5 protein-coding genes and 1 pseudogene are annotated in these 4,174 nt (G+C 71.0%); 4 read left to right on the top strand and 2 right to left on the bottom strand.

The genetic code is table 11. The features are described 5' to 3' along the window. Window positions 1-179 precede the first annotated feature (179 nt). Window positions 180-851, top strand: coding sequence for an acyl-CoA synthetase (locus B4E30_RS15025; protein ID WP_286795961.1), 672 nt, complete (start codon window positions 180-182; stop codon window positions 849-851). Then, window positions 848-1,165, top strand: coding sequence for an amino acid transporter (locus B4E30_RS15030; RefSeq protein ID WP_071045244.1), 318 nt, complete (start codon window positions 848-850; stop codon window positions 1,163-1,165). Before B4E30_RS15025 ends, B4E30_RS15030 begins: the two co-directional genes overlap by 4 nt. 5 nt (window positions 1,166-1,170) lie before the next feature. Here the strand turns inward: B4E30_RS15030 and purB are convergent, their stop codons facing one another. Next, complete coding sequence (purB, locus tag B4E30_RS15035) at window positions 1,171-2,553, bottom strand: adenylosuccinate lyase (RefSeq protein WP_286795962.1); 1,383 nt, start codon at window positions 2,551-2,553, stop codon at window positions 1,171-1,173. A 36-nt stretch (window positions 2,554-2,589) separates the two neighbouring features. Then, on the bottom strand, window positions 2,590-3,096 hold the full coding sequence (locus B4E30_RS15040) for a low molecular weight protein-tyrosine-phosphatase (protein WP_286795963.1): 507 nt from the start codon (window positions 3,094-3,096) through the stop codon (window positions 2,590-2,592). A 154-nt stretch (window positions 3,097-3,250) separates the two neighbouring features. On the opposite strand from B4E30_RS15040, the gene B4E30_RS15045 reads away from it, so the two are divergent. Both B4E30_RS15045 and B4E30_RS15050 read left to right on the top strand, forming a co-directional pair. Beyond that, on the top strand, window positions 3,251-3,544 hold the full coding sequence (locus B4E30_RS15045; protein WP_286795966.1) for a hypothetical protein: 294 nt from the start codon (window positions 3,251-3,253) through the stop codon (window positions 3,542-3,544). 7 nt (window positions 3,545-3,551) lie between these two features. Next, window positions 3,552-4,174 (top strand): annotated as a pseudogene (locus B4E30_RS15050) (hypothetical protein); the annotation flags it as partial.

Here is a 4,174-nt window from a genome sequence, read left to right on the forward strand (position 1 = left end):
GCCGCCGGGCTGCGCCGAGGGCGGGTACATCGGGGAGACCCTCCTCGCCTGAGGTTCAGGCCGCGCGGGATCGGCAGGACGGATGCGCCCCGGACGGGCGTGGAGTACCCGCACAGGGGCGACGACCTAAACTGGACGCATCCGTCCTGTCCGTCAGGACCACCTCCACAGGAACCATCGTGACTTCATCTCCGTCTTCGCGCGCCTTCGACGTGCGCCACGTCCAGGTCGCGCGTGCGGTCTTCGCGGCGATCGCCGCGGTGATGATCACCTTCTCGAGCGACCACTCGGCCGCCGTGGGTCTCGCCGTCTTCAGCGGGTTCGCCCTCGCCACCGCCCTCGTACACCTCGCCGCGGCGTGGCTGGTGTACCCGGCGGGCGCCCGGTGGCCCGCGGTGCTCCTCGGCCTGATCTCGGCGGCCGCCGGCATGGCCGCCGGCCTGCCGCCGTGGCGCACCACGACGCTCTTCTTCGTCATCGTTATCGCGTGGGCGGTCCTCGCGGGAGTGACCGAGCTCATCGCGGGGATCCGCGGCATGCGCGGCGGGGCAGGCAGCATCCCCACACGCACCGAGTCGCGCGACGGTGTCGTCATCGGCGCGCTCACCCTCGTGTTCGCCGCAGCGACGCTGCTCGTGTCGCCGGAGTATTCGCTCAGCTACACGATCGAGGAGGCCGGCACGTTCGAGCTGACCGGCACCATCATCGCCGTCGGCGTGCTGGGCTTCTACACCGCCATCGTCGCGGTGTACCTCGGTATCGCCGGAGCCAGCCCGCGACCCAAGAGTGCGCCCGCCGAGCAGGGCGCTGCAGAACGGGGCGCTGCAGAACAGAGGGGCGCCGACGCGTGACCGACAAGCCCACCCGCCGCGACCTGCTCAAGCCCGTTCAGCTTCTCGGGCTCGCCTTCGCCGCCGCCGCGTTCGCCGGGATCGTCGCGCTCGTGGCGATGGGATTCTTCCAGGCGCTGCCGGCCGAGGACCACCAGCGCGCGATCGTCGTCGCGCTCGTGGTGGCGGGGGTGAGCTTCATCGCGACGCTTCTCATCGTCGCCCTGCTGCTGCTCGCGGTCGACCCGGCCGAGATGGAGAAGCCGATCGATCGTCCGGTACTTCTGCCCGACGAGGTCGACTCCGCGGGCGACGAGTCCCCCACCTCCTCCTGAACGGTCTACGCGAGCGTGTCGACGAGGGATGACGCGAGCCCGGTGTAGCCGCCCGGGGTGAGCGCGATCAGGCGCTCCTTGGCGTCATCCCCGATGTCGAGACCCCGCACGAACTCGGCCAGTTCCGCCGCGCCCACGCGACGCCCGCGCGTGAGCTCCTTGAGCAGCGCGTAAGGGTCGGAGATCTGGGACCGCCCGGCGGTGATCTCGGCGCGAACGACGGTCTGGATCGCCTCGGCCAGCACCTCCCAGTTGGCGTCGAGATCGGCATCCAGCACGTGCTGCGACAGCGAGATCTCGCCGAGCCCGCGCTCGAGGTTGTCGAGGGCGAGCAGCGAATGCCCGAACGCGACGCCGATGTTGCGCTGCGTGGTCGAATCGGTGAGGTCGCGCTGCATGCGGCTGGTCACGAGGGTCTGGGCGAGGGTGCCGAACAGACCACCGGAGATCTCGAGATTCGCCTCGGCGTTCTCGAAGCGGATCGGGTTGATCTTGTGCGGCATCGTCGAGGAGCCGGTCGCCCCGGCGACCGGGATCTGCGCGAAGAAGCCGAGCGAGATGTAGGTCCATGCGTCGGTCGCGAGATTGTGGAGGATGCCGCCCGCGTGCCGCACCCGGTCGTAGAGCTCGACCTGCCAGTCGTGCGACTCGATCTGCGTGGTGAGAACGTTGAAGCCGATGCCGAGGCCCTCGATGAACGAACGCGACAGCTCCGGCCAGTCGACGTCGGGCTCGGCGGCCAGGTGCGCGGACCACGTGCCGGTGGCACCGGAGAACTTCGCGAGGAAGTCGCCGCCCTCGATCTGATCCGCGACCCGCGCAAGGCGCCACGCGAACACGGCGAGCTCCTTGCCCATCGTGGTCGGGGTGGCCGGCTGTCCGTGGGTGCGTGAGAGCATCGCCGCGTCGCGGTGCTCGACCGCGAGAGCCTCGAGCTTCGTGATCACCGCGCGGAGCTTGGGCAGCCACACCTGCGTCACCGCGCGCTGCACCGTCAGGGCATAGGCGGTGGAGTTGATGTCCTCGCTCGTGCAGGCGAAATGCGTGAGCTCGGCGATGCCGCCGAGATCGAGTCGGTCGAGCCGGTCGCGAACGAGGTATTCGACGGCCTTCACGTCGTGACGGGTGACCCGTTCCTTCTCGCCGAGCCAGGCGATCTCCTCGGCGCCGAAATCGGTGTAGAGCGCGCGCAGGCTGCGCTTGGCCTCCTCATCCAGGGGTGACGTTCCGAACAGCGAACGGTCGGTGAGGGCGAGCAGCCACTCCACCTCCACCTCGACGCGCGCGCGATTCAGGCCCGCCTCGGAGAGGAAATCGGAGAGCGGTGCCACGACGGCGCGGTAGCGGCCGTCGAGCGGGCTGAGGGGCTGGTCGGGCAGAGAGGTCACCGGAGACTCCCGTCGTCGCGCGTGAGGGGACCGGCGTCAGGACGCCGGTCTGATGGCGGGTTCGAGCTGCCGGAAGAGCGCCCGGCTCGCACCCTCGATCATAGTCAGCACGTCGTCGAACATCCCGGGGCCGGCGTAGTACGGGTCGGGCACGTCGAGGGTCGGCGCATCCGTCTCGAACGACATCAGCAGTGCGAGCTTGTCGGTGTCGCCCTCGGTGCGGGCCCACTCGTGCAGGATGCGCTCGTGGCTGCGGTCGAGCGCGACGATCAGGTCGTTGCGCTCGAAGTCCTCGCGGGTGAACTGCCGGGCACGGTGCCGCGATCCGTCGTAGCCCTTGCGCTCCAGGGCTTCCAGCGTGCGGTGATCGGCTCGCTCGCCGACGTGCCACTCCCCGGTTCCCGCGCTCGTCGAGACCACACGATCGCTCAGCCCGGCCGAATCCGAGAACCAGCGGAAGACGACATCGGCCATCGGGGAGCGGCAGATGTTGCCGGTGCAGACGAAGACGACGCGGAACGGTTCGTACTCGTTCGCGCTCATGATCCCCATTGTGCGTGCACCGGATGCGCTGCGCGCAAGAGGCGGATGCCGTCCGGCCGCTCTCCTCCTGCACAGGTCGCACCTGTCCCGCCTCCGTCCTCAGGCTCGCCGTCGCGGCTGCGACCGGGGCCGGAAGCGGCCGCATCCTGAACGCATGCTCTTCACGTTCCCCTCCCCCGTCTCGACCATCTCGGGCGCCGACGTGGCGGCAGCCGAGCGCGCGGAACGGCGTCTCGCGCTCGCGGTCGAGCGCCTGCGGCAGGTCGAGACCGACGCCGTGCGGCTGGCCGAGGCGACGTCGTGGCGCTCCCGCGGCGGGCGGGAGTTCCGTGATGCCGCGCAACGCTGGTGCGACGACGTCGCCGGCGCTGCCGCACAGGCTGAGGTGCTGCGCGATGACGCGGCCCGGCAGGCGATGCGACTGCAGGACGAGGCGGCGTGGGGATGAGTGAGCGATGAGCGACGACCTCGACATCTCCGCCGGCGGCGCCGTCGCCGTCGACACCGACACCCTCCGTCACGCTGCGCGCGGCTTCGACGTGCTGCACGCCGACCTCGACGACGTCGATCGCTACCTGATGCTCGCCGCCGACGATCTGATGGTGGGCCCGGCGACGTCTCAGCGGCTCGGGGCGGAGATCGACGCGCTCCGGATGCGCACCGCGGAGCGGCGCGAGACGGCCGCCGAGGTCGCGCGAGCGCTCCGCGATGCTGCGGCCGTGTACGAGACCGTCGAACTCTGGGCGGAGCGCCGTGCGGCGGAGCTCGCGGGCGACGACGCGCGAGCCGGTTTGATCCAGCGTCGCCTGACGGCCCTGCACGGCGACCACCCCGACGCAGGGATCGGCGCGGCGATGCTCCTCATGCGTCACACGCTCACCTGGCCGAGCGATCTGGTCGCGCAGGCCCACACCACCGGCGCGCTGCTGAGTCCCTTCGGGGCGGCCGGGCTGTTCGTCGGCGGCCTCGCCGCGGGCGCGCACGGCACCGGCGCCGGCCGGGTGCCGGCATCCGCCCGCCTCACCGGAGCCCCGGCGTCGGTGGCCGTGCGTCGCACCGCGGCGTCGTCGCTGCCGGC

The sequence above is a fragment of the Microbacterium sp. UBA3394 genome (assembly GCF_002358725.1).
In the GTDB taxonomy this organism is placed as follows: domain Bacteria; phylum Actinomycetota; class Actinomycetes; order Actinomycetales; family Microbacteriaceae; genus Microbacterium; species Microbacterium luteum.